The following is a 25,722-nucleotide window of genomic DNA, read 5'->3' on the forward strand; positions in this document are numbered from 1 at the left end:
ATTTAGCTGCTCTAAATGAGAAATTTTTTACACAGTCAGCGGCTGATTTAACCCCTCACAGTGGTTGTGCATAAGTGCTGATTTCTATATGCGCCAACAATACTGCACCTGAGCGGTACGGTTGTGCCAGTTTGTTATTAGACACTTCCTGCCGCCGCCCAGCTCATCGCACTAATCCAAAACGCTTTAAACTAATGTAACGAATTGTTATGCATTAAGAAAAGAAGTTTATCGCATGGGGCTTAATTTTCAAACTTACCGGCCGACTTAGATCCAGTGGTTTATCTGATGGCATAGCAACCTCCAACATTTGGCCTTCCAGCTCGATGGCATATAAATACTCAGTGCCAACAAAGCGGTGTTGTGCCACATCAACTTGTCCCTGCTCGGTATTAAACAGCTCAATGTGACTGGGCCTAAGGTAAATCTGCCCTTCCCGTGCCGGGCTCTCAATATCAATCAGAGACTCTACCGAACCAAACGCGGTTTCAACCTGCGCACCATTGTGACGCTGTGCCGAAACGTACGCACCCTGTCCCAAAAACTCAGCAACCTGGCGACTGCTCGGATGCTGAAAGAGTTCTTTGGGTGTGCCTAACTGGGCGATCTGCCCCTGGTGCATGATAGCGAGCCGATCGGCAAAGGCAAACGCTTCATCTTTTGAATGACTGACGAAGATAGCGGATACCTGCTGATCCTTAATAATATCGCGAATATCTTTGATCAGCTGAAAGCGCACCTGTGCATCAATATTCGAAAAGGGTTCGTCCAACAATAACAAGTTCGGGTGATATGCCAGCGCTCTGGCAATGGCCACACGCTGCTGCTGACCACCAGATAATTCATGAGGAAAGCGCTCAGCATAGCCTTCAAGGTGGACCAGCTCTAACATGTGCGCCACGCGATTTTGTCGTTCTGTCTTGCTCAGCTTATTCAAACCAAAAGCAATATTCTGTGCCACCGTCAGGTGAGGAAATAACGCATAGTCCTGAAACATCATGCCTATATTACGGTGCTGAGGAGCGACAAAGTGCCGCTCACTGCTGACACTTTTACCATTGATTCGGATTTCACCCTGTTGAGGGTGCAACAGGCCTGCAATCGCTTTCAGGGTGGTGGTTTTGCCGCAGCCACTGGCGCCAAGCAAACATACTATTTCATTCTCATCCACAGTTAAATCAAGCTGCTGGATTACAGGATGGCCGTCATAGTGATAGTTTAACGATTGAATTTCTAAACTTGGCATTAGTTATGTTGCTCCATTGAGCGGTTGACCCAATATAACGGGATAAGCCCGACCAGGACGATAAACAGCGCTGAAATCGAAGCCAGCTCCAACTGCTCATCACTGACATACTGATAAACATGGGTAGCCAGGGTCTCAAAATTAAAGGGACGCAATAACAGCGCCGCAGGCAGTTCTTTCATACATTCGATAAAGACCAGTAAGCCAGCCGTCAGCAAGCCTCGCTTGAGCAGGGGCATATGAACCTGAGTCAGGGTCTGAAAGCGCCCCTTTCCGAGTGACAAACTGGCCATGTCGATACTTGGGCTGATCCGTACAAAGCTGGATTCAACCGCGCCATGTGCAATGGCATAGAAGCGCACCACATAAGCAAAAATCATCGCGAACAAGGTACCACTCAGTAACAGTCCTGGCTCAAAACCACTGCCATCCAGCCAATCATTGAGTTTGGTATCCATCAGTGTCAACGGTAGCAAGACCGCAATGGCCAATACAGTACCTGGCAGGGCATAACCTGTACTGGCAAAACGTCCTGGCAGGTTGGTGAACTTACCCGGCTCAATGCGCTGATAGTACACCACCAGTAAACTGATAAACATGGCAATTACACTTACATACAAACTGATCTGTAAGCTTTGCAGCGCATAGGTAAAGAACTCAGCATTCCAAGCCTGTTCGAAATAATGAAAAGCATAATTGAGTAGTATTCCGACCGGAACAAAAAACGCGATGCCAAGGATAAGCATGCAAAACCCCCAGGCCAGCCATCCTTGGTAACCCGTCAGGTCATATAAGTGATTGTCGTTAACACCAGACTGACGCTCATGCACCACCTGAGTTTTACGGCTCATGCGTTCAAGTAACAAGGCAACAAATAAAAACAGCAGCATAATACCCGAAATTTTGGCCGCCGCTGTCAGGGAATAATACCCCAGCCAGGTGTCATACACTGCCGTCGTCAGGGTACTGACCGCAAAATAATGGACTGTGGCAAAGTCTGCCATAGTTTCCATACTGATCAGCGCAAGTGCTGCGACAATCGCACCACGAGACAAGGGCAGGCTGACCTTAAAGAAACTTTGCGCCGGACTCATGCCCATCAGCTGGCTTGCCTGAACCAGTTTAAAAGACTGTTCTCGCAATGCAGTTTTAAAAATCAAATAGAGATAGGGATAGAGCACCAGTGCTATCATTACAATCGCACCGGGCAAAGTTCGCAGGTCGATAAACCAGTAATCATCCGGTCCCTGCCAGCCAAATTGCTGCCGTAGCCAAATTTGAACCGGGCCCGCATAATCCAACAGGTCGGTATAAACGTATGCGATAATATAAGCAGGCAGTGCAAGAGGTAACATCAACGCCCATTCAAACACCCGCTTACCGGGAAAACGACAATAGGCTGTTAACCACCCCAAAGGCAGGGCTATTAAGGCGCTGAGCACCACAACGCCGGCGATCAGCACCAGGGTGTTACGGGTGTAGTCCCATAACACACTCTGCCATAGATGGCTGAATACTTCCGATTCGCCTTGCAGCGCCTCGAAAATCAAAAATGCCAGCGGGATTGACAGTGCAATGCCTATCAACCACGCCATGCTCTGCCACGAGGACAGACTTTGTTTTAATTGCATTTACAGGTCAAATTTTACCTCATCGATGAGCTTAAGCGCCATCGGACGGTATTTACTGATCTCGGACAAAGGTAGGCTGTCTTCCTTAAAAGTGCCCCAGGATGCCACTAATTTCGACAATTCGACGCCCGGTTTAACCGGATATTCCATATTCATCGAGGCGTACATGTTCTGTGCTTTATTGTCGGTCATAAACTCGATCAGTTTCAAGGCATTTTCTTTGTTTTTCGAGTACTTGGTCATCACGACACCCGAAACATTCAGATGTGAACCCCGATCACTCTGGTTTGGAAAGTTAATGTAGACGGCATCTGCCCAGGCTCTTTGCTTATTGTCTTCAAGCATTTTGCCGAAGTAATAGCTGTTGCCCAGCGCCAGATCACACAAACCTTCTTTTACGGCTTTTACCTGAGCGCGATCATTACCTTGTGGCTTACGTGCCAGGTTTGCTTTAACCCCTTGCAGCCAGGTTTTGGTTTCAGCCTCGCCATGGTGTGCAATCATAGAAGCGACCAGACCCAAGTTGTATGGGTGTTTGCCCGAACGTGTACAAATCTTACCTTTGTATTTAGGGTTAGCCAGCTCTTCGTAGCTCAGGCTCGTCAACTTGCCCGCTCTGTCTTTAGAAGAATAGACATTACGTACGCGTTTGGTCAGCGCGACCCAGTGACCATCCGGATCGCGAAAGCTGGCCGGGATATTTTTATCAATTTTGTCACTTTCAATGGCATTGGTCAGTCCCATTTCCTCTAACTGGATCATGGCGCTAAAGTTTGATGTCAGAACCAGATCGGCGCGACCGTGTTTGCCTTCGCGTTTAACCCGCTCAATCAAACCTTTTTTCGCGAATACAACATTGGTCTTAATGCCGGTCTGTTTAGTAAAGTCATCCAGGATCGGCTGGATCAAGAAAGGCTGACGATAGGAATAGATGTTCACTTCATCCGCAGCGACAGCAGATAAACTGGTTACAGCAGCAAGCAGTGTTGCGATTGCACTTTTCATATAAGCTCCAAATAATAACAATAACTATTCTCAGGCTATGGTAACCCGGATCCCGACAAAATACAGCCGATAGTTCAACATATTGCAATTTTATTAAATAGCGACATCCGGACATTTAGTTGTGAGAGATCTCTCACTAAGCATGTCGCAATCTATGAAGATACCGCTGACTTTATCAGCAAAATATAAAAAGGTCTTTGTTAGATAACAAGTTTTTTTACAGCCAATGCCTTTACCCGAAATTCAAAGCGTTTTTTCGTGCTGTCATCTCACCCAGACTCCCATATACTTTAGTCATCTCAAGGGGAGAGCACAAAGCAACATGGAAACGGATTGAGTTGCTTATCAGGGAGTTTGTGCGGTAGGAGTGTCAGGAACTAGGATTAGGCTTCGGACAACAGGAAATGCCGATTAAGTAAGGACGTTGATGCACAGGTGGATGGTGCATTGGAATACAGGGAGATAGGAACAAGTCAGGATGACGACACAAAGGATGGTTAGCATGGACTAATTCAGCAACTGGGACTGCTGATTGCTTAAAGGACAGTACAGGATGTACATCTCGCAGAATGACAACGCAAGGCGAGACATGGACGAGCATGTAAGGAGTTGATCTCATCAACATAGCAGGATGCTATTTAGAAGATTCCGTCAAGCGCGGCCCGCAAGGGTCGCGCTCTTCTTATTTTGACTGACTGTCACTTCGCGTGCTTTATTGACTCAAGAAAGCTTACTTTTTTTCCCTTTCAGATAGGCATCTCGAAAATCCACAAAATGCTGAGTCAGGTACTCTGCGGCCTGCGCCTCGCCATTTTCAGCCAACACCACACAAGCGACTTCTGCGGTGCCGAGTTGATGAGCGTGCGGAGCCACTCTCAGTTTGTAATCCGATAAGCTTTCAGGCGTTACCGACAACACCGGAAATTGATCCAGATAAGGGCTTTTACGAAACATCTTTTTCGCTTCACGCCAGGTACCATCCAGGAAAATAAAGAGCGGTTTTTTACCACTTTGCCGAGTTACACTCTGCACTACGCGTTCCGGTTCCACATTTTCGGCAGGAAAGACCACGACTGGCTGATAAGCCGGATCCTCTAGTAAAGTCAGCAAGCCTGGCTCAGGATCAGTGCGGTCCCAGCGAAATGCATGATTATCCGGTACAATATCCGCGATAAGTCGGCCTGTATTAGACGGCTTAAAGCTCTCATTATGGTACATAAGCAGGCACACTGCGCTATCACACTCGGCGACCTGAACACCCGCACAAATACACAGAGATTCAGCCAGTAAACACCGTTCACAACGAGGTAGTTTTGACCCCCGAGCCTTGAATTCCCGCCGTGCGGATGCGATTTGTTGGGCTCGTAATGCCAGTACCGAGTTTTCCACGCCCACGCAGCTCCCGTTTTGCATAAAAATGCCAATATTAGCAAAAAGCACGTCTCAATAGAACTGCTCGTAGCCTTAGTCTATTTTTTAGTAACAGACTTAACTATAATTGCGCGCTTCAATAATCTCGAAATGGAATCGAAATAATATGAAAAAACTAATTTTGCCCGCGCTTTTGTGCTTACCTTTATTCGCAAATGCGACAGCTTACACACAAGTTGCAACAATTAAAGATATGACCGTTAGTCACAACACAGTGCGTGTTAAGTTATCTGTAATGAACGAACTTTCTGAATGCTCATCTTCTCCCACCAGCGCCAAATGGTATCACTTAGATCTAGCTAAGGAAGGCAGCCAGCATATTTACTCCTCTTTACTGGCAGCTAAATTCGCGAAGCAAAAACTGTTCATGGAACTGAGCGGTTGCTTCACTCAGAATGCAAGCAGCAAGTACCCGAGAGTTACGCAGGTTTATATGTGCGATACCATGTGGTGTCAATAAAGAGAAACAACATGATCATTTCCTCTTCAGCACGTTTGAAATACCGCCTCATGACTCAGGATGATGGTGATCTACTCATCGACCTGGACAGTGACCCGGCGGTAATGCGCTACTTAACCAATGGTAAACCAACTTCCCGTGAACAAATTGAGCAATTCTATCTGCCACGTTTGGCCAAGTTTACTAATCCAGAGCAGGGTTGGGGCCTATGGCATTGTAGCTTGATAGACGATGAAACTTTTCTGGGCTGGGTATTGATCCGGCCCATGTATTTCTTTAACGGTGAAATGGACGAGCGAGATCTCGAAATAGGCTGGCGCTTCAAACAAATTGCCTGGGGGAAAGGCTATGCAACCGAAGCTGCCAGACACATCGCCAAGCACCTTGCTGAACAAGATAAAATGGATTATCTGAGCGCTGAGGCACTCAAAGGGAACCTGGGTTCAATTAACATCATGAAAAAACTATCCATGACCTTCTTGCGAGAAGGCATTCATGAAGGTCCTGAAGGACCTATGGATGTGGTGTATTATCGAAAATCGGTATAACGATAAAGCGGGTAAATATACCCGCCTTATATCCGATTAAACCATCAGGAAAATCACCAGGAACAAACCTAACAGTAAGCGATAGATCACAAATGGCAGCATCCCCATCCGTTCTATCACTTTCAAGAAGAAGTGAATACACGTATAAGCTGCGATAAAGGACAACGCAGCTCCAGTAATTATGGCGCTCCAGTCGATCAACTCATCTCCCGTGGCCAATTTCAATGTGTAATACCCACCCGCTGCAGCAATGATTGGAATAGACATTAAAAAAGAGAAGCGGGCCGCACTTTGCTTATTCAGCCCCAACATCATGCCTGCCGTCATGGTGATCCCTGAACGCGACGTGCCCGGTAACAAAGCTGCTACGACCTGGGCAAAGCCAATGATCAAGGCGCTGCGCCAGTTCAGTTGATAAATGGTTTTGGTCTGTTTTGCAGTGGCATCAGCATACCAAAGTAACAAGCCAAAAATGACCGTCGTTGCCGCGATAACCCAGGCGCTTCGGGAAAAGTCTTCGACCAGATCTTTGGCCAAAACCCAATAACAAGACCCGGGATCGTTGCCACGATAATCCACCAACCAAGGCGACTATCATCCGTCGAACCTTGCTTGCCGAAAGATTTAAACCAGGCGCCCAGTATGTCGGCAACTTCTTTGCGAAAATAAATGAGCACAGCAGCCAATGAGCCAACGTGCACGGCGACATCAAATGCCAACCCCTGATCTTGCCAGCCGAATATCTGAGACGGCAATATCAAATGTGCTGAGCTGGAAATCGGCAGAAATTCGGTTAATCCCTGGATCAATGCCAGGACAATAATTTCGATGATACTCATGGTAAAGAAAACTCCACTTTCCATAGTTTTTGCGCTTGGTTGTCATAAGCTTGCCAGATCTCGACCATGCGACAGCCCAGCGCGGGATGAATAAAATCTGGGGCTATTTCAGCGAGAGGCCGGAGCACAAAGGCGTTCTTAGTGACCTCATCACGTGGTAGCTGAGCAGGAGAATCACAAATCACATCGTCGTAGAACAGGATATCCAGATCCAGAGTTCTGGGGCTGAATTTCTTGTCCTGAGGCGTTCTGCCGTTATCGCGCTCTATTTGTTTTAACAAAATGCATAAGTCTGGCAGCGACATGTCGGTATGCGTCGCAAACACAGAGTTATAGAAGTTCTTACCGTTAAACCCCACAGGCTCACTTTCATACACATCCGAATGGACATAATCCGGAAAATGCTTAATGAGCGTTGTCAGACCCTGACGGAAATGACGGTCGCGATCAACATTGGACCCTATACTGATAAACACATGCGCCATACTATCGGTTCCGCGTGATTTCCAGACCAACAGTTTGTGCCTGAGGAACAGCTGCCGGCTTGCTGACCCGAATAGTGATAGCCTCAATAGCAAACTCTTGTAGGATAATGGCTGCCAATTGCTCGACCAGCGTCTCAAGAAGTTCAACCCGACTCGCCTCAGTATGAGCAATCACCCGCTCACTGACTTTGGCATAATCTACGGCCAACGTAATGTCATCCTGTCGCGCAGCCGCAGAGATATCAGTCTTCATCGCTATATCAAAGAAAAGGCTTTGTTTACTTTCTTTTTCAAAGTCGTAAACTCCTATTATGGTCTCGACGTGTAATTGCGAGATATAGACCGTGTCCATGTAAACTCCTGACATGACTGATTCGGATCGGCTTTTTCACGTACTCAGCCGCCTTAAAATAAAGCGACGATGATAGCCCAAATAACGGCAAGAAAAAATAAGGAAGCTTGTGATAGTCAGTTTAATATGTATTTGTGCTTATTTATTTGGTTCAATCTCTTCCGCGATTTTGATTTCCAGGCTGTTTTCATTGCCCGATCCCCGCTTTTCTGGTTCAAATAACCCTGGCGCAACCAATGTGCTACGGCTTGGCGGTAAACTTCCTGCCGCTCTGGTCCTGGTATTTGATATTCTCAAAGGGACTATCCCAGTGTGGGGAGCCTATTTTCTGGGCATTGAACCCATCTGGCTGGGCATTGTCGCAGTGTGTGCCTGTCTGGGCCATATTTACCCGGTATTTTTCCATTTTAACGGTGGTAAAGCGGTTGCGACAGCGTTTGGGGCACTACTGCCAATCGGACTATCACTTGGGGGGATGCTGATCGGTACCTGGCTGCTCGTGTTGGCACTAACACGTTACTCGTCACTCGCAGCGATTGTAACCGTATTAGCCGCGCCGGCATACACCTGGCTCATAAAACCTATGTACACATTGCCCGTGTGCTTTTTGACTTTACTGATAATATTTCGCCACAGAGCCAACATTCGTCGGCTCCTGAGTGGGACCGAGCCTAAGCTCGGTAAGAAAAACGTCGACTAACGTCAGACCATTACAGTGGCGGTAAGCTATCCAGTGGCCAACGTGGCTGAGTTTTCATACTTAACTCAGCAGTTTGCCCCGCTTTAAGACGCTGCATGCCTGCATAAGCGATCATCGCACCATTATCAGTACAAAACTCAGTACGAGGGTAATACACTTTGCCTTTCATCCCCTGCATCATACGTTCAAGCTTAGTGCGCAGCTCAGTATTCGCACTTACACCGCCAGCAATGATTAAGCGATTAATGCCAGTTTCTTTCAGGGCGCGTTTACACTTAATCGCCAATGTATCAACTACGGCCGTCTGAAATGCATGGGCAATATCAGCTTTGGTTTGCTCGTCATCCCCTGCCGACTTAATGGTATTCGCCGCTGCGGTTTTCAGACCACTAAAGCTAAAGTCCAGGCCAGGGCGGTCTGTCATAGGCCTTGGGAACACAAACCGGCCAGCCACGCCCTGTGTTGCTAACTTAGCCAGCATGGGACCACCCGGATAGTCTAACCCTAAGAGTTTCGCCGTTTTATCAAAGGCCTCACCAGCGGCATCATCCACCGACTCACCGAGTACTTCGTATTCACCGATGCCTGCCACTTTCACCATCATAGTGTGGCCACCAGATACCAGTAAAGCAACAAATGGAAACTCTGGCATGTCATCTTCCAGCATAGGCGCTAGCAAATGCCCTTCCATGTGATGCACAGCAACGGCGGGAATATTCCAACCAAACGCCAGTGAGCGGCCAATGGAAGTGCCCACAAGCAAAGCCCCCACCAAGCCAGGTCCTGCTGTGTAAGCAATGCCATCGAGCGACTCAGGGCCACAGCCGGCCTGTTTAAAAGCGGCTTCAATTAAAGGAATGGTTTTGCGAACGTGATCTCTCGATGCCAGTTCCGGTACTACGCCACCATAATCCGCGTGAACTTTTACCTGACTGTACAACTGATGCGCCAAAAGTCCCTGCTCATCATCATAGATGGCAATCCCCGTCTCATCGCAAGAAGATTCGATACCTAGAATTCGCAATGTTGATTCTCCACTACTAAAAATTTGGACAAATGATTCAAGCGTCGATTGCCAAACCAATGTTTGTCTGGCCGTCGCTCAATGCCAATGCCTTAAGCGTTTTAACCGACTGATTATCAATCCTCGGCATTTGTGCAACACAATCGATGAGTTCACCAAGCACGTCGATTTCGTATTGCATCAATGGATGCTCTCTCACATGTTGATTATTCGGCTCAATGTCTTCTGCCATCAGTAAGAATTCAATGTATCTGGCCACGGTTGCTTGAGATATTTTAGCCACATTGACAAACTCACTTTCATCTTTACTCATTACACCCTGAATAAAGCCGAGTAACGCCGTAGCCACGTCGATTGCGGCATAGGTGCCGAACATGTCGAAGTCTTTTAGCTCCGGAACATTAGGCTCAATTTTTTCAATTTGTTTTTCTAAGCTGATTTTACTTTTCGGCAGCAACACTTTTTCCCAGCAAACATTCAGTGCACTGCGCAGGGTCGTCTCATCCCCAAACCCGGTCGCTTCACTGAACAAACCATAATTTGGCAGCATACGTTCTAATATCGCAGCCGCAAGCACCGCTTTTTGTAAATAATTTAGCTCTCTGATGCGCTGAAAGTTATTTGCCTTCGTCATAGCTTTTTCCACAGTGCCAGCAATATTGAAACCCCGAACCATTGTGTTCAGAACAGCTGCTGCACTGCCAATCTTCCGATAAATTAGTTTGCTGATAGTTTACCAAGATTTCTTCTGCCTCGGGTACTTTTATCGCACAGACAAATATTTTTATTGTATTTTGCGCAAAGGGCATTTCTCCCAGAGCAGCTGCCAGTGCCTCTCCTTCGACGTGGGTTTTAAGTCGGGCCTGTGCCAGCAACCCCAGTACAATGTGGGCTTCCAATGGGTTATCCGTGCGATATACGCACGTCCAGTCAAACATTGTATTACTCATCACTGGACTCCAAAATTTTGCTATGATAATCACTATTGTAGCGTGCTTAGACGGAGTACAAAAATGACGCTCACCACACCAGGATTGTTGTTCCCTGCAATCTCTTTGTTATTACTTGCCTACACCAATCGATTCTTAGTTTTGGCGCAACTGATCAGAGAATTAAACGCCAGAGAAGGTGACCAACTCAGACCATTGGTTGTCGCCCAAATCGACAACCTCAAAAAGCGTATCAAGCTTATCCGCCTGATGCAGGTATGGGGCGTCATCGCCTTTTTACTCTGTACTATGTCCATGTTTGCCCTGTTCATTGAAGTAGCACTTTTAGGGGTCATTTTGTTTGGCGCTAGCCTCTGCTGCCTGGCACTTTCTTTGCTACTTTCACTCTATGAGATACACATTTCTTGTGATGCCATAGAGATTGAACTCAACAATATTGAAAAAAAGCCAATACAAGATTAAGCAACTCACTTTTTTGCTGGCTATACTAACAGGGAACAGGCACTAAGCAGAGGTTCTATGTGAGCAGCTTTCTCTTTACAAATGAGCCGCTTAAGGATGAGGAGCAAATTACAGTGGATAATGCCCACTGGGATATCCTGGTGGTTGATGATGAAGAGGATATCCATCAGGTAACCAAATTGGTGTTATCTGATTTTAGGTTTGAACAAAAACCCTTGCGTTTTCACCATGCCTACTCTGCAAAGCAGGCAATGGATATCCTAAATTCCGAAGAGTCCATATCTGTTGGGCTGATCGACGTTGTTATGGAAAGCAACCACGCAGGGCTCGATCTCATTAAGTTCATTCGCAACGACATGGCCAATCATGACATTCGCCTGATTTTGCGCACCGGTCAGCCCGGAGAAGCGCCAGAAGAATCAGTTATTCGTGATTATGATATCAATGATTACAAAAATAAAACCGAGCTCACCGCAGTAAAGTTAAAGACCTTGCTCTACTCTGCACTGCGTTCCCACCGCGATATTCAGACTATAGAGCGCCACAAGCGGGGACTTGAGCGAATTATTGATGCCTCTTCGAGCTTTCTAAAATGTAATAATGTTCAGGACTTTGCCTCGACTATTCTGTCCCATGTTGCCGATGTGATGGGTCTCACTGATTCCGATATTTATTGTGCAGCTGCGGTGAATAAACAAAATGGCGCAGGAGCTGAATTTCAGCTACTGGCCGCGTCTGGCGCAGGGATCGAGCCGGAACAAACCGCATTGCCGGATAAAGTAAAAAGTCGCTTTATAGAAACACACAATCGTAAAACGTCCAGTAAGTCCGACCACGAGTATGTCGGTTATTTTACCAGCCAGGCAGGCCTCGAGACCATGTTATACGTAAGTAAAAAAGGCCTGTTACAACCTACAGATTGTCAGTTGCTGGCCTTCTTTGCTAACAACATTGCGCTAGCATACGACAATCTGAACCTCAGAGAAACGGTAAAAGAATCACAAAAAGAGTTGTCCTATATACTCGGAGAAGCTGTAGAGAAACGCTCTAAAGAAACAGGGTCACATGTTAAGCGCGTGGCACATTACAGTTTATTACTGGCTAAATTAGTCGGATTGAACGATTATAGAGCCGAAATTATTAAACTAGCGTCACCGTTGCACGACATTGGCAAAATTAGCATCCCAGATGTCATTCTCAATAAACCAGGAAAACTGAATGACGATGAATGGGCAATAATGAAGACTCATGCCCAGCAGGGTTATGAAATACTAAAAAACTCAACAAATGATATTTTGCAATGCGGCGCAATTATCGCACACCAACACCATGAAAAGTGGGACGGTAGTGGGTACCCGCAAGGGCTCAGAGGTGAACAAATAGACATTGCCGGAAGAATTACAGCACTCGCTGATGTGTTCGATGCATTGGGCAGTGTTCGCTGTTACAAGCCGGTTTGGACACTTGAAAAAATTCTAACAGAGATAAAATCCCAGCGAGGCCAACAATTTGATCCCAAACTGGTTGATCTGTTTGTAGAAAATCTGGAACAATTCATCGCAATACGCGATCAGTACCCAGACTAAATTTTGTAAGCGAAATGTAAAAAATTCACTTGGATGTTTCTCTAAACTGTATTAGTATTAGGGAATCAACGTTGTCATTGCATTTTTGTTGAAATAAAAGGAATTTCACATGAGATTTGAACAACTCGAGCAATTCGTTGCTTTAGGCAATTTACGCCACTTTAGGCAAGCCGCAGAACAAACCAATATCAGTACTTCCGCACTCACCAGAAGCATTCAGACACTGGAAGATGAAATTGGCTGTGAACTTGTCAAACGATCTACCCGCTCCGTCAAACTGACCGAACAGGGCGAACTTTTTCTGAATTATTGTAAGTCGACCTTATCGGAATTAGACATAACCAGAAACACTATCAAACAAAGCTTGTTTGGTCGTGACCAACAACGTGTTGTTGTTGGTTACACCGCACAGGCCAGTAGCATAGTGCCAACGTCATGTGGACAGTTTTTGGCGGATTTCCCTAACGTCAAAGTTGAGATGCAACTTTTGAATGAACACGATCTACTTCGCAAGCTACAGCTTGGTGAAATTGACATCAGTGTTTACCTAGAGTCTGCAACCAGCTTAGTGAGTGATATCCATCTGCCTGACCAACTTGTTTTGTTTGTTGCTAAACAACATCCACTCGCGACACAAGACAGTATTCGTCGCAGTGAGCTTGCTCAGTACCCAATGTACGGCTGTTTCTCTCAGTCTAAACAGGTGCAGAACATGCTAAATGAGGCGGTTGAAGGGCTTAACAAATCAACCAATGTCAAAATTGGTAATATCAGCCAGGTGATTGACGGACTGAAGAATAGCCAGAGCTTTGCCATTGCAAGCATTGAACATTCTAAGGTCATCGCGCAAGACCCGGAACTGATCTTACTGAAGACTAACAAGGACGCTAGTCATGAGCAAATTGTCGTGCAGACCAGTCACCAACTTGGCAGTGGTTCACACGTCAGTAACTTGTTGTCATTAATTGAACAAACAGCACAGAAAAACGCCGTTGCTACAGCGGTGAATAGTTAACGATTAGCTAACTAGGTTTCTTATACTGTTTGGTTAAATGGGAGTTTAGAGCGAGTTTTAGGTATTCTATTCGGGTGTTTAGTATAAACCCGCGGTAATGGAGTCAAAAAATTCGCTCACCCTCACTCGCTTCCTTTCAAAAATAACCCCTCACGAGCCTCTGGGCTATTGACTGGGGATCCCCTCAAATACCAACAACCACTCCGACAAACATCGCCAGACCAACGTAATTATTGCTCAAAAATGCCTGAAAACACTTTTCTCTGCTTCTGTCATTGATCTGCCATTGCAGCCTAACCAGCCACCCCCCGGCAACCACAAAGCCACACCAGAACCACACAGACAAAGTGACCTGGGTTGCAACCCAAGCCATACAGCCCAAAAATGCCAGATTAAGGGCAGCAATAACGTGTCTGTCCCAACGACCGAACAAGATGGCGGTTGATTTAATACCGACGACAAGGTCATCGTCCTTATCCACCATGGCATATTTAGTGTCGTAAGCAACCGTCCAGAGCAAGTTAGCAATAAATAACACCCAGGCAATAGCAGGAACCGTTTCCTGAACAGCCATAAACGCCATGGGTATTCCCCAGCTAAACGCGGCGCCAAGAACAACCTGAGGTAGATTGGTATAGCGCTTCATGAAAGGGTAAACACTGGCCAGCACGAGCGCGCCAAATGACAATAAGATGGTTTGCCAGTTCAGCATCAATACCAGCGCAAAAGAGGCACCGATCAATAATAAAAACAAAGAAAGCGCTTCACCTTCACTGACTGCGCCTCTGGCAAGTGGCCGTTGAGCCGTTCTTTTGACTGCACCATCGACCTTACGATCTGCAAAGTCATTAATCACACAACCTGCACTACGCATCATAAACGTGCCGAGAGCAAAAATGAGTAACAAATGCCACTGAGGAACACCACCAGACGCTATCCACAAACTCCAAAGCGTTGGCCACATCAGTAGTAAAGTACCAATGGGCTTTTCAACACGCATTAGCTGCTTGTATTCGTTTACGTGGTCTGCTCGCAGCCGCGATAGCTTCATACCTTAACTCCATTCAGGAAGATTTCGCACACCAGTACCTTGCAAGTTTGACGCGTAAAAACGCTCCGTCTTGCAAAGCAAGGATCACTGTATAGTCTCTCTTTGGTCGGGAAAAATGAGGGGAGCAGCTTTTGCTCCAGTGTCGCAACCTCAATATCGCCTCTTTGCCACGCCTGTTGGTCAAACAAGCGTTCACCTAACGGGGTAGTGCCAATGTTATCTAACCCCAGTGCATTGGCACTATCAGGTATCCAGCTCTGGCCGTAAACCACAGGAATATCATCACAATATAGCACCACTTCGCGACACAAGGCGCTGTCGCAGTTCAGAATCGCTTGTACTTCCCCATCAAGCTGGCGCACCTGCTCACTGAGTACCTCAACGTGCAGTATTCGACACTGTGAGCGCAGTAAGGCTGTCAGAGAGCCAGTTTCGCATAACAATGCGCGCAGGGCGTCCGGGATGTCCTTATGCCGGGTAAGCGGTTCCCAGCTTGATTGCAATAAATTTGGCAGATTAAACAAGTCAGTAATTCAATTCAGGAAATAACCGCGCCATAATAGCAAAGCTTACTCCGGCAAAAAAGTTTACCTTTCCCTTACTCACTGCTGTTCATAATCTGATTTTACGTATAAACTAATCCTATTGTTGGTATTTAGTTAAGTATTTTCAGGCTATTATGAATCGGATCTGTATCGCGTTGATGGCGTTTTTGCTTGTTTGTGTGAGTACAAACTCACGCGCTGAATCAACCGTTGGCTACTTTGGATTTGAGCCTGACATCATTACCAACTATATCGGGCAGTCCAATAAAAAACTCGGCTACGTCCGGGTGACGGTAGATTTAATGCTTGATGATGTCAGCAACATCGCCGTTGTTGAGCACCACACTCCCCTACTAAGAGATGCCATAGTGCAAATCCTGAGTAAAGAACCAGAAGAAACTATCAAATCATTGACAGGGCGTGAAGAAATACGCCAACGTTGTGCAGAAAAGCTGAAAACACTCCTCAAAGAAGAAACCGGACAAGAAATCATCCGCGAAGTGCTGTTCACCAAGTATTTGTACCACTAAAGTCGCGAGGTTATTCGCCTCGCGTTAAACCTGGCCAGAATCGCGAACACGCAACAGCGTTGCGACCCCCATACCAGCCAATAAGCCAAACAAGTGTGCCCAGTTCGCCATATTGACAAATAATACGTCCATAAAGCCCAACACCATCCAAATTAACATAAAGCCAACGACAGGGGTTCCTATCAAAGGAGGAGACTGTGGATGTTTAACAGAATGGATCCAGCAAAAGCCCAACAAGGCATAAACCACACCACTGAGACCGCCAAAGTTTGCATCGGCTAACAAATACTGCATCCAGTTGCTCAGCAATGCACCAGCCACAAAGACAGTCCAGAGCACCCAATTACCCAGGCGACGCTCAATCATATTACCCAGATAAATCCACCAGGACAGATTAAAAACCAAATGTAGCAGGCCAAAATGCAAAAAAGCTGGGGTGATCCAGCGCCAGGGGCTATGAGGGTCAAACTGCAAAGTGTCAAACACCGGCTCAACGCCATACACAAAGAAGCTCATGAATATCCCCAAAGAGAGGATAAAAACGGCTTTGAGCATCCAGCTTAGCTGGGTAAAACGCTGCCACAAGTTCAGTTTGGTGCCCTGATATACAAGCGGAGATTCTTTTGGTGCAAGTTGCCAGGACGCAGCCAGGTATTTATCCTGATAGGGATCTGCGACAAATTCCTGCCAGATCTCACTGGCCTGAGACCAGTGTTGCTCAGCAACCCACACAGAAGCCTGCTGCCCATCTTCACTGGTCACCCGGCACTCGATATGATGCGTTTTCAGATAGTCCGCAACTCCCTGAACCGCGCGTGGGTTATTGTGGGAGCCTAACAGTTTCATTTTGCTACACTATCCGGAAGTTCTTGCGCCCACTGTGTGAAACCGCCATCCATGCTGTATACCTCTTCAAACCCTTGTTCAACCAAGTAATTTGCAGCACCTTGAGAGCTGATCCCGTGATAGCAAACCACGATAATTGGGTGCTCGAACTCTTTTTCCTGTAAAAAATGTCCCAGGTTATCATTCGACAAATGTTCCGCCCCCGGAATGTGTCCTTGTGCAAACGAGTTAGCATCACGGATATCAGCAATAACCAGCTCAGATTGCGCCAACATTTCTTTGGTTTGGGCGACTGAAATATGTTTAAAACTCATAGTACTCTCTAATTAATAAGCAGACACAAAAAACACCTCGTTAGCGGTCACGGACCCGAGGTGTTTTAAAACAGGCTCATGTAGACCTTAGTCCCAGTTTAAGATCACTTTACCCGATTGACCAGAGATCATCGTATCAAAGCCTTGCTGGAACTCATCAACGTGAAACTGATGAGTGATGATCGGGTCTAAATTCAGACCGGACTGGATCAGACTCGCCATTTTATACCAAGTTTCAAACATCTCGCGACCATAAATACCTTTGATCACCAACCCTTTGAAAATCACCTGGTTCCAGTCAACAGCCATATCGCTCGGTGGAATACCCAGCATGGCAATTTTACCACCATGGTTCATGTTGTTCAGCATGCTATTGAACGCCACAGGCACACCCGACATTTCCAGGCCGATATCAAACCCTTCTGTCATGCCTAACTCTGCCATCACGTCTTCAAGTTGCTCTTCGGCCACATTTACAGCCCGGGTTGCACCCATTTTACGAGCCAGCTCCAGACGATATTCATTTACGTCCGTGATCACAACATGGCGTGCACCCACATGTTTTGCAACAGCGGCGGCCATAATTCCGATTGGACCTGCACCGGTGATCAGCACATCTTCACCCACCAGGTCAAAAGACAAGGCAGTGTGTACAGCATTACCGAATGGGTCAAAGATAGATGCCAGTTCATCGGAGATGTTATCAGGGATCTTAAACGCATTGTATGCAGGGATAACCAGATATTCTGCAAACGACCCCTCACGATTGACGCCCACACCTATGGTGTTACGGCACAAATGTACACGACCGGCACGACAGTTTCGACAATGACCACAAGTAATGTGACCTTCACCTGATACACGGTCGCCAATCTCAAAGCCACGTACTTCCTGGCCCATGTCTACGACTTCACCTACGTATTCATGTCCAACAACCATAGGGGTTGGAATGGTGTTTTGCGCCCATTCATCCCATTTATAAATGTGTACATCAGTACCGCAAATGGCGGTTTTACGGATTTTGATCAGCAGATCGTTATGCCCAACTTCCGGTTTGGGCGCATCCGTCATCCAAATCCCTTCTTCTGCTTTTAACTTGGATAGTGCTTTCATGTGTTTTCACTCATTAGAAACACGCAAGCCATCAGCTTGCGTTAAAAATCGCTCACAGCACAGGCTGTGGGGCAGTGATTAAATCACGCCCAGTTCTTTACCAATGCGAATGAAGGCGTCAATCGCCTTGTCCAGCTGCTCTGTGGTGTGCGCCGCAGAGATCTGAGTACGGATACGTGCCTGACCTTTAGGCACAACCGGGTATGAGAAGCCAATCACGTAAATGCCTTCGGCTAATAAGCGATCCGCCATATCAGAGGCCACTTTCGCATCGCCCAGCATGACAGGAATAATCGCATGATCTTTACCAGCACAGGTAAAGCCTGCCGCTTCCATTTTACTGCGGAAGTGTGCAGCATTTTCCCATAGCTTGTTACGCAGTGCCTCACCTTCTTTCATCATGTCCAGCACTTTGATTGACGCAGTCACAATAGACGGGGCCAGTGAGTTTGAGAACAAATAAGGGCGCGAGCGCTGACGCAGCCACTCAACAATTTCTTTTTTACCTGAGGTATAACCGCCTGATGCACCACCCAGCGCTTTACCTAAAGTACCCGTAATGATGTCAACGCGATCCATCACGCCACAGTACTCTGGCGTACCACGGCCATTTTCGCCCACAAAACCAACTGCGTGCGAATCATCAACCATAACCAACGCATCGTATTTGTCTGCCAGATCGCACAGCTCAGACAGGTTACAAATCACCCCGTCCATTGAGAACACACCATCGGTCGCAATCAATTTAGTTTTCACGCCTGCTTCATCAGCGGCAATCAGCTGCTTCTCAAGATCTGCCATGTCATTATTGGCATAACGGAAACGTTTCGCTTTACACAGGCGCACACCATCAATGATAGAGGCATGATTCAGTGAATCCGAAATAATGGCATCTTCAGGGCCTAAAATGGTTTCGAACAGACCTGCATTGGCATCAAAACAAGAAGAGTACAAGATGGTATCTTCAGTTTGCAGGAACTCACTGACTTTAGCTTCCAGTGTTTTATGGATATCCTGAGTACCACAGATAAAGCGTACAGACGCAACACCAAACCCATGCTCATCTAGACCACCCTGAGCAGCCGCTATCAAATCCGGGTGATTAGCCAGGCCAAGATAGTTATTGGCACAGAAGTTAATAACACTTTCGCCAGTTGATACTGCAATTTCTGCTTGCTGCTGAGAAGTGATCACACGTTCTTTCTTGTATAAACCCTCAGCTTTTACTTCTTCAATCTGTTGCTGAAGCTGGCTGAAAAATGCCGCTGCTCTCATCGGGAGTCTCCATTAGTTGCACGGGGTGTGTGCCCCTGGCACACACTAAAATGCCGATATCCTTTATGCTCAATATCGGCTGTGTCATAAAATTCGTTGCTTATATTTTAAAAGGTTCGCACCTTAAATGCACGGATTGTGATTATCTTGTTCGCAGACGCTTTGTAAACGCTTATGAGATAAACGGAGGCAGATCAAGTGCCTGATATAATGATCCACACACATAGTCTGCTGAATCACGCACTTGTTCACTGAAAGTCTGCCCCGACTCAACCAGTATTTTAGTACTAACTCCCGCAGCCAATGCCGCCTGAATATCCGACCCCTTATCACCCACCATAATACTTTGTTTCGGGTCAATGTTATGCTCCGCAATGGCTTCTAAAAGCATACCGGGGTTCGGTTTACGGCACGCACACTCACGCTGATAAGGCGGCTGCGCTTTATGCGGGTGGTGGGGGCAAAAATAGACGCCATCAATGGTGATACCATGAGCCTTGAACTGCTGACACATCCACTCTGTCAGTCGCGCAAACTGAGCTTCGTCATAGTACCCCCGGCCAATACCGGACTGGTTTGTCACCACGATCAGTTTATAGCCCAACACCTGGAACTGATGGCAGGCCTCAAACACGCCATCGATAAACTCAAAGTCTTCAATTTTATGCACATAGGCATGATCCTGATTGATCACCCCATCTCTGTCCAGAAATACGGCTTTATGTGTCATATTTGTTCCTGCTTTACTACCTGGTCAAACATCTGTGCTACCCGCTCAATCGAAATTTGACTCATCAAATCACTGCCCTTCACGCGTGTTCCCCACTTAAGTTGCTGAGCACTTTTACCCTTTTGCGCCATCAGGTTGTCATGATAGACGTCTACCACATATTCCTGATACAAATACGGACCCGTGCGCTTGGGGTTAGAATGCGCATACAAACCTATAACCGGGGTGCCAACGGTCACCGCCATATGGGCTGGCCCAGTATCCGGTGCCAGAACCAGCTGTGCCTGCGCTAGCACACACAGCAAGGTTTTTAATTTGGTTTTACCAACCAGGTTAGTAATATCACACTGCGCATGCGCAATGATGGCTTCACTCAGATTGCGCTCCAATTCGGTTGGGCCTCCTGTCAGGACCACACTAAAGCCTTGTCCCGCAGCATGTTCAGCCAGCGCAGCATAGCGCTCAGGTAGCCAGTTTCGCTCCGCCTTGCTGGCAGCGGGAGAAATCACAAAGATACGTGTCAGTCCGGCAAGTAAAACTTCCGCTTCACGTTTATCTTCATCGCTAACGGGCATGTCCCAACTCGGCGTGTCACACTCAGCGCCTATCGCTCGGGCAAAGTTCTGGAACCCTTCCAGCACATGCGGCTCCTGCTGTGGACCAATGCGTTGATTAATAACCAGCGAGTGAAGTTCCTTAGAACGCCCTTTGTCAAACCCAACTTTGACTTTAGCCGGGATACAACGTGCTGCAAGGTTAGCGCGAAACGCCACTTGCATATGCAAAAGCACATCAAACTTGTGCCCTTTAAAGTGTGCTTTAAGCTGCTTAAATGCCGCTTTACCTTGTTTCTTGTCAAAGATAACAAACTCAACCCCAGGCAAGCCGGCTAACAGCATGGCTTCAACCTTGCCTATAACCCAGGTGATTTTCGCCTGTGGGTGCGCACGCTGGATCGCTTGTACGGCCGCTACGGCATGACACACGTCACCGATGGCCGAAAGCCGGAGAATACAAATGGAAGAAATTGCCTGAGACACACATTTCGCCTGTAACTGAAAATAAGCACCCGATCTTAAATAAAACCCACTATTTTGCAACCTATGAGATTCTCCCAGACAACAAAAGCCGTTACACTGAGCGTTTATCAATTCAGTCCTGCTATTAATCGGCCATGCTAAAAATAGAACAACATCACAATCACTACTTGTTGCGAACTAACCATACCCCAGATACTTTATCTCTGGACTGGTTCGACATGGCATTCTGGCAGCAGAAAAATGCCGTTGTGACCTCGAAACAAGGTCGCGCAGCAGCCTGGTTCGTACGCTATACCGACCAGGATGTTGCCGTTCTAAAGCACTACTGGCGTGGCGGGTTAATTGGTAAGTTACTCAAAGATCAATACGTGTTTACAGGTCTTAAGCACACCCGGGTATACCTTGAGCTGCACCTGCTAAACCAACTCGCCGACTTGGACTTACCAGTCCCCACTCCTTTAGGCGCCAAAGTAACCGTATCAGCGGGGATTTATCGCGCTGATATCCTGACGCATGCCATCTCTGGCGCACAAAGCCTGTGTGAACGACTGCAGTCGGCGCCACTCAGTGCACAAGGCTGGCAGCAGGTTGCCTCCACGCTGGCACGCTTTCATCACGCTGGCGCCTATCATGATGATTTGAACTGCAACAATATTCTGTTCGATGATTGCGGAGAAGTGTACCTCATTGATTTCGATAAAGGCGCGCTCAAAACGCCTGCAAAAGAATGGCAAATGGCGAATATTGACCGACTCGCGCGTTCACTTAAAAAAGAAGCCAGCCGCTCTGCGCAGTTCTTTTGTTCGCCACAAGACTGGCAGAGTTTTATCGATGTCTATCAAAGTGAAATGAAAAAAAAGCCGGTGTGAAACCGGCTTCTTAATCGTCAGACGTCGCTATTATGTCTCTCTTGCTTTCGCAATGATATTAGAGGTTGAGCAACCATCCAGAAACGCTAACACTTCTACCTGGCCACCCATAGCAAGGACATGATCTGCTCCTGCTATCTCTGATACCTGGTAATCACCACCTTTGACCAGTATATGTGGACTGATCTGTTCTATCAGTTTAGCCGGTGTGTCACCCTCACTCTCTTTACCAAATGGGATCACCCAGTCAACAGAAGCCAGTGCAGACAAGACCATGGCCCGCTCGTTCAGTGGATTAATTGGACGCTCAGGACCTTTCAAACGAGAAATGGAGTCATCGTTATTCAACCCGACTACTAACCGGTCTCCTCTGGCTTTGGCTTGTGCCAGATAGCGAACATGACCTGCATGCAGAATGTCAAAGCAGCCATTGGTGAACACAATGGTTTCACCATTTTGTTTGGCAAACTCAATGTGTTTTAGTACTTCTTCATACGGGGTTTGGTAGTGTTCACCAGTCTGACGCAAATATTGCCCCAGTTTCCGGCTCAGCTCTTCTGGTGTCACGGTAGCCGCGCCCAGTTTAGCCACCGCAATTCCCGCAGCCAGGTTTGCCAGCTCCACCGCTTCACTTGGCGATAACCCTGCGCCCAACATAGTGGTTAATGTCGCAATAACGGTATCACCCGCACCGGTAACATCACTGACTTCCCGGACCTGCGCAGCGAAGTCATGTTTCTCGTCTTGGGTGATCAGTGACATGCCCTGCTCAGAGCGAGTCAGCAGCATAGCACCAATGCCAGCCTGCTTTATCAATGCACGGGCACTCATCGTCAATGCTTCTTCACAGCTGGAATCACCGCCGGCCAGGCGGAATTCATTGAGGTTTGGCGTAATATAATCGGCGCCCCGATAACGGGTCAAATCAGACGACTTCGGGTCAATCAGGACCGTTTTGCCCGCGCTCTTTGCCACACTAATCATCTCTTCGATGCAACTTAAAGCGCCTTTGTTATAGTCTGAAAACAGAACAAAATCATAGTCATTGACGACTTGTTCCAATCGGGTTAACAACAATTTGCTGTGAGACTGCACAAAGGGCTCTTCCAGGTCTAGTCGCACGACTTGCTGGTGACGACTGATAACGCGCATTTTTGCAATCGTCGGCAACTCAGCAACGCTGACAAGTTGTGAAGCGATTTGTTCTTTTGCCAGAATAGACTCTAGCTGACGGCCATTGTCATCTTCGCCAATCAGACCCAGTAACCCGACCTGACCATCCAGATGCGCTATGTTCTTCGCTACGTTTGCCGCACCACCCGCTTTATCTTCAAGGCTGCTTACCTTGACGACGGGAACAGGCGCTTCTGGTGAAATACGACCTGTATCACCATGCCAGTAGCGATCCAGCATGACATCACCAACCACCAGGACCTTCGCCTGATTCAAGTTTCTCAGCGCGCTCAGGTTCATGCCGACTGCTCCGCAATGACCATGTCTACCGCCTCACATAACCAGTGCCCGATAAACATATGGGCTTCCTGGATCCGTGCGGTCTCATCAAAGTCGATGATAATTGGCAACTTAGCGATGTCTTTCACTGTACCACCCGTACGCCCAGTCAACGCCACGGTGAATGCACCAATCTCATTAGCAGCCTGTAATGCCAGGTTAATATTCTCACTGGTTCCTGACGTGGTCAGGCCAATCACCAAGTCTTGTGGTTTACATAACGCTTGCACCTGACGTTCGAAAACCGAATTGAAATGGTAGTCATTGCTGTGTGCCGTTAAAATCGATGTATCAGTCGTCAAAGCAATCGACGCCAGTGGACCACGTTCGAGCTTGTAGCGAACCACAAACTCAGCTGCCAAATGCTGAGCATCGGCCGCACTGCCACCATTACCAAACCAAATCACCTTGCCACCCGCATCCAGGGTCGCTTTGCAGGCAGCCAGTAATTCCACAGACTGGGTATGATAATCAGCCATTTTTGCGAACAACGCCATATGTCGCTCTAAGCTGGCCTGATAGCTTTGTTTGATGTGATCATTGATTGACATAGTGATCCTTAATAAATAATGCGACTCTGTAATCGATACAAAGTCAAAACTAACCCGTGTTAAATTAATTGGTGACGCTGTGCGCCAGACTACCAGTATACATTGACAGACAACCAAGTGTAGCTTTCGCCAAAGACATCTTTGCCATAGGTCAGCGATGTCTCTACTTGCTTGTCATAAATACGTCGGGTATTAGCTAGCTGAAGCTGTCGGGCTTGCTCATAGTTTCGAGTATTCACTACATCGAACGTCACAAAGTGATTGCTATTTTTAACCGTGGATAGCTCCAAACGCCACATTGAGTCCAGATTTTCTCGATAAGTTAGCTCGACAAGGTGACCCTGGCTGGGAACGCCATCTTGAAATATACGCTGATTCGCAACAGCATGCCCCACTACAAACCCATCTCTCGTGTTGCCATTCTTCGGAAAAATGTAGTTCTTGTACCATAAGCTGTGCATATTGGAGTATTCATACCTGAATGTCAGGCTGCGAGTAAGTGCAGGCAGGTAGAATCCAAAATTGGACGCAATATTACCAAACTGATAGTTCTTGTGCTCTTTTGTATCTTCTCCACCGTATTCAAGGTACCATTCAATCGGCATCAACCAATTCGTTTTGAACACCGATGTAATACTTGCCCACTGATCTCCAAGCTCTTCGTCGGAACTACCAACCAGGCCTACGTTATCGTTACCGGCCGGGTCAAAATAGGCTTTTACCACGTCTTTGATTCCAACCTCTCGTGGGCCTCCACCAAACTGCATGATTCGGTTAATACCAATTTTCCAATTATCCAACGGCTCGAAGCTAATATGCGTACCCGCCAGCTTAGGAGTACCGTCATGCAGTGTGTCTTGATAAAGAATACCTTCTTCTACATGTTCCAACTCAGAATAGAAAAGCTCAAAGTCAAAGTTCCACCAGTTTTCCAATGGCAGATTCAAACCCACTGATGCAGATAGTGGCGCTTGTGCATTATTTGAATAGACCTGAGCACCATGTTTGAACGGCGAAAACCAATGCTCTTTATAGCCCAAAGTAAGTTGTAAGTTATCTCCACCCAAGGCGTAGAACGTATTATAAGGCACCACTTTGCCCGCATCGACGCGATATTCAGCACCAAGCTGAACCAGGCTTGTGTCACTACCACGCCATATCCCATCAAATGACAATTCAGCATATTCGCTACTAGAATTTCCACGGTCATTCGCAAGCTGCTGCACGTCGCCGGAGTCAACCCGTAACTTAATTCCGCGACGTGTGATTGCGTCTCTTTCCAGGTAGGGTGCCAATCGTGTTTTGATGCTTTGATGTAATGCTGGATCAACACGCTCAAGTTCAGATAAAGTCTTATTAACTTCAGTGATACGATAGGGCTTAGACATTGGCGTCGTACCGATCAAAGCAAACATCTGATCAATCTGGTATTCCAGGATGTTGTCTTTACCCAAAGGTAAAAAAGCGGTTGGCATAGCGACGGCCTGCGCTGCGCCCAGCAGACACAAAGTAGAAAACGTGATATTACGAAAGGACAACTTAAAACCTTTAAAATTGGAAATTTTGCCAGATCCTAGCAAATTCCCGTCCGCTGAGCACCTCAACAACTGTG

The 25,722-nt window shown here is 47.0% G+C and carries 28 protein-coding genes and 1 pseudogene; 8 read left to right on the top strand and 21 right to left on the bottom strand.

The genetic code is table 11. From position 1 onward, the window contains the following. Positions 1-214: 214 nt before the first annotated feature. The 4 genes from IY568_RS00505 to IY568_RS00520 all read right to left on the bottom strand — a co-directional run bounded on the left by IY568_RS00505 (position 215) and on the right by IY568_RS00520 (position 5,271). A complete protein-coding gene (locus IY568_RS00505; RefSeq protein WP_125558039.1) occupies positions 215-1,246 on the bottom strand; it encodes an ABC transporter ATP-binding protein in 1,032 nt (343 codons plus the stop codon). Next, positions 1,246-2,877, bottom strand: a complete 1,632-nt coding sequence (locus IY568_RS00510; RefSeq protein ID WP_194866518.1) for an ABC transporter permease — start codon at positions 2,875-2,877, stop codon at positions 1,246-1,248. Before IY568_RS00510 ends, IY568_RS00505 begins: the two co-directional genes overlap by 1 nt. Beyond that, entirely contained in the window at positions 2,878-3,882 is a 1,005-nt protein-coding gene (locus tag IY568_RS00515) for a Fe(3+) ABC transporter substrate-binding protein (RefSeq protein ID WP_125558043.1), read from the bottom strand. Positions 3,883-4,602: 720 nt separating this feature from the next. Next, positions 4,603-5,271: a tRNA-uridine aminocarboxypropyltransferase gene (locus IY568_RS00520; protein ID WP_323744708.1), complete on the bottom strand. Its 669-nt coding sequence runs from the start codon at positions 5,269-5,271 to the stop codon at positions 4,603-4,605. 148 nt (positions 5,272-5,419) lie between these two features. Here IY568_RS00520 and IY568_RS00525 point away from each other — a divergent pair, with 148 nt between their 5' ends. Both IY568_RS00525 and IY568_RS00530 read left to right on the top strand, forming a co-directional pair. After that, a complete protein-coding gene (locus tag IY568_RS00525) occupies positions 5,420-5,773 on the top strand; it encodes a hypothetical protein (RefSeq protein WP_194866520.1) in 354 nt (117 codons plus the stop codon). A gap of 11 nt (positions 5,774-5,784) precedes the next feature. Then, positions 5,785-6,321 (top strand): GNAT family N-acetyltransferase, encoded by a 537-nt coding sequence (locus IY568_RS00530; protein ID WP_194866521.1) that lies wholly within the window; start codon positions 5,785-5,787, stop codon positions 6,319-6,321. 36 nt (positions 6,322-6,357) lie between these two features. On the opposite strand, the pseudogene IY568_RS00535 reads toward IY568_RS00530, so the two are convergent. From IY568_RS00535 to folB, 3 genes and pseudogenes are all read right to left on the bottom strand, one after another. Continuing rightward, a pseudogene (locus tag IY568_RS00535) lies at positions 6,358-7,184 on the bottom strand (undecaprenyl-diphosphate phosphatase). Then, complete coding sequence (gene folK / locus IY568_RS00540; protein WP_125558053.1) at positions 7,157-7,645, bottom strand: 2-amino-4-hydroxy-6-hydroxymethyldihydropteridine diphosphokinase; 489 nt, start codon at positions 7,643-7,645, stop codon at positions 7,157-7,159. The pseudogene IY568_RS00535 and the gene folK overlap by 28 nt, the downstream one beginning before the upstream one ends. Before the next feature lies 1 nt (position 7,646). Next, positions 7,647-7,997: a dihydroneopterin aldolase gene (gene folB / locus IY568_RS00545; protein WP_010382997.1), complete on the bottom strand. Its 351-nt coding sequence runs from the start codon at positions 7,995-7,997 to the stop codon at positions 7,647-7,649. 109 nt (positions 7,998-8,106) lie between these two features. On the opposite strand from folB, the gene plsY reads away from it, so the two are divergent. Beyond that, positions 8,107-8,697, top strand: coding sequence for a glycerol-3-phosphate 1-O-acyltransferase PlsY (gene plsY, locus IY568_RS00550; RefSeq protein WP_138536234.1), 591 nt, complete (start codon positions 8,107-8,109; stop codon positions 8,695-8,697). Between the two features lie 10 nt (positions 8,698-8,707). Here the strand turns inward: plsY and tsaD are convergent, their stop codons facing one another. The 3 genes from tsaD to IY568_RS00565 are packed head-to-tail and all read right to left on the bottom strand — an operon-like array spanning position 8,708 to position 10,671. Continuing rightward, complete coding sequence (gene tsaD / locus IY568_RS00555) at positions 8,708-9,721, bottom strand: tRNA (adenosine(37)-N6)-threonylcarbamoyltransferase complex transferase subunit TsaD (protein WP_010383001.1); 1,014 nt, start codon at positions 9,719-9,721, stop codon at positions 8,708-8,710. Between the two features lie 37 nt (positions 9,722-9,758). Beyond that, a complete protein-coding gene (locus IY568_RS00560; protein WP_125558055.1) occupies positions 9,759-10,355 on the bottom strand; it encodes a YjaG family protein in 597 nt (198 codons plus the stop codon). Then, positions 10,339-10,671 (bottom strand): DUF2007 domain-containing protein, encoded by a 333-nt coding sequence (locus IY568_RS00565; RefSeq protein WP_125558057.1) that lies wholly within the window; start codon positions 10,669-10,671, stop codon positions 10,339-10,341. Before IY568_RS00565 ends, IY568_RS00560 begins: the two co-directional genes overlap by 17 nt. A 63-nt stretch (positions 10,672-10,734) precedes the next feature. Here IY568_RS00565 and IY568_RS00570 point away from each other — a divergent pair, with 63 nt between their 5' ends. The 3 genes from IY568_RS00570 (at position 10,735) to IY568_RS00580 (ending at position 13,734) form a co-directional block, all read left to right on the top strand. After that, positions 10,735-11,133 carry a DUF2721 domain-containing protein gene (locus tag IY568_RS00570; protein WP_010383007.1) on the top strand — a complete coding sequence of 133 codons (399 nt, stop codon included), beginning with the start codon at positions 10,735-10,737 and terminating at the stop codon, positions 11,131-11,133. A 59-nt stretch (positions 11,134-11,192) separates the two neighbouring features. Beyond that, a complete protein-coding gene (locus tag IY568_RS00575) occupies positions 11,193-12,719 on the top strand; it encodes a DUF3369 domain-containing protein (protein ID WP_125558059.1) in 1,527 nt (508 codons plus the stop codon). Positions 12,720-12,828: 109 nt separating this feature from the next. Further along, complete coding sequence (locus tag IY568_RS00580) at positions 12,829-13,734, top strand: LysR family transcriptional regulator (RefSeq protein ID WP_010383012.1); 906 nt, start codon at positions 12,829-12,831, stop codon at positions 13,732-13,734. A gap of 184 nt (positions 13,735-13,918) precedes the next feature. On the opposite strand, the gene ubiA is transcribed toward IY568_RS00580, so the two are convergent. Further along, positions 13,919-14,785 (bottom strand): 4-hydroxybenzoate octaprenyltransferase, encoded by an 867-nt coding sequence (gene ubiA, locus IY568_RS00585; RefSeq protein WP_138536229.1) that lies wholly within the window; start codon positions 14,783-14,785, stop codon positions 13,919-13,921. Beyond that, a complete protein-coding gene (locus IY568_RS00590) occupies positions 14,782-15,309 on the bottom strand; it encodes a chorismate--pyruvate lyase family protein (protein WP_164517479.1) in 528 nt (175 codons plus the stop codon). Before IY568_RS00590 ends, ubiA begins: the two co-directional genes overlap by 4 nt. Positions 15,310-15,464: 155 nt before the next feature. On the opposite strand from IY568_RS00590, the gene IY568_RS00595 reads away from it, so the two are divergent. Next, complete coding sequence (locus tag IY568_RS00595) at positions 15,465-15,860, top strand: flagellar basal body-associated protein FliL (protein ID WP_049863946.1); 396 nt, start codon at positions 15,465-15,467, stop codon at positions 15,858-15,860. Between the two features lie 24 nt (positions 15,861-15,884). Here the strand turns inward: IY568_RS00595 and glpG are convergent, their stop codons facing one another. From glpG to IY568_RS00625, 6 genes are all read right to left on the bottom strand, one after another. After that, complete coding sequence (glpG, locus tag IY568_RS00600) at positions 15,885-16,706, bottom strand: rhomboid family intramembrane serine protease GlpG (RefSeq protein ID WP_194866522.1); 822 nt, start codon at positions 16,704-16,706, stop codon at positions 15,885-15,887. Further along, positions 16,703-17,020 carry a thiosulfate sulfurtransferase GlpE gene (gene glpE, locus IY568_RS00605; RefSeq protein ID WP_010383018.1) on the bottom strand — a complete coding sequence of 106 codons (318 nt, stop codon included), beginning with the start codon at positions 17,018-17,020 and terminating at the stop codon, positions 16,703-16,705. Before glpE ends, glpG begins: the two co-directional genes overlap by 4 nt. 87 nt (positions 17,021-17,107) lie before the next feature. Next, positions 17,108-18,133: an L-threonine 3-dehydrogenase gene (gene tdh / locus IY568_RS00610; protein WP_125558066.1), complete on the bottom strand. Its 1,026-nt coding sequence runs from the start codon at positions 18,131-18,133 to the stop codon at positions 17,108-17,110. A 78-nt stretch (positions 18,134-18,211) separates the two neighbouring features. Continuing rightward, positions 18,212-19,408, bottom strand: a complete 1,197-nt coding sequence (locus tag IY568_RS00615; protein WP_010383020.1) for a glycine C-acetyltransferase — start codon at positions 19,406-19,408, stop codon at positions 18,212-18,214. 172 nt (positions 19,409-19,580) lie between these two features. After that, positions 19,581-20,138: a D-glycero-beta-D-manno-heptose 1,7-bisphosphate 7-phosphatase gene (gene gmhB / locus IY568_RS00620; RefSeq protein ID WP_125558070.1), complete on the bottom strand. Its 558-nt coding sequence runs from the start codon at positions 20,136-20,138 to the stop codon at positions 19,581-19,583. Further along, a complete protein-coding gene (locus tag IY568_RS00625; protein WP_125558072.1) occupies positions 20,135-21,178 on the bottom strand; it encodes a glycosyltransferase family 9 protein in 1,044 nt (347 codons plus the stop codon). The genes gmhB and IY568_RS00625 overlap by 4 nt, the downstream gene beginning before the upstream one ends. A gap of 134 nt (positions 21,179-21,312) precedes the next feature. Here IY568_RS00625 and IY568_RS00630 point away from each other — a divergent pair, with 134 nt between their 5' ends. Next, on the top strand, positions 21,313-22,047 hold the full coding sequence (locus IY568_RS00630) for a 3-deoxy-D-manno-octulosonic acid kinase (RefSeq protein WP_194866523.1): 735 nt from the start codon (positions 21,313-21,315) through the stop codon (positions 22,045-22,047). Positions 22,048-22,077: 30 nt separating this feature from the next. Here IY568_RS00630 and hldE read toward each other — a convergent pair whose 3' ends face one another. The 3 genes from hldE to IY568_RS00645 all read right to left on the bottom strand — a co-directional run bounded on the left by hldE (position 22,078) and on the right by IY568_RS00645 (position 25,648). Further along, positions 22,078-23,520 (bottom strand): bifunctional D-glycero-beta-D-manno-heptose-7-phosphate kinase/D-glycero-beta-D-manno-heptose 1-phosphate adenylyltransferase HldE, encoded by a 1,443-nt coding sequence (gene hldE / locus IY568_RS00635; protein ID WP_125558076.1) that lies wholly within the window; start codon positions 23,518-23,520, stop codon positions 22,078-22,080. Next, on the bottom strand, positions 23,517-24,110 hold the full coding sequence (locus IY568_RS00640) for a D-sedoheptulose-7-phosphate isomerase (RefSeq protein ID WP_194866524.1): 594 nt from the start codon (positions 24,108-24,110) through the stop codon (positions 23,517-23,519). The genes hldE and IY568_RS00640 overlap by 4 nt, the downstream gene beginning before the upstream one ends. A gap of 89 nt (positions 24,111-24,199) precedes the next feature. Then, a complete protein-coding gene (locus IY568_RS00645; protein ID WP_228553055.1) occupies positions 24,200-25,648 on the bottom strand; it encodes a capsule assembly Wzi family protein in 1,449 nt (482 codons plus the stop codon). Positions 25,649-25,722 lie beyond the last annotated feature (74 nt).

This window comes from Pseudoalteromonas sp. PPB1 (assembly GCF_015356275.1).
Classification (GTDB): Bacteria; Pseudomonadota; Gammaproteobacteria; order Enterobacterales; family Alteromonadaceae; genus Pseudoalteromonas; species Pseudoalteromonas rubra_D.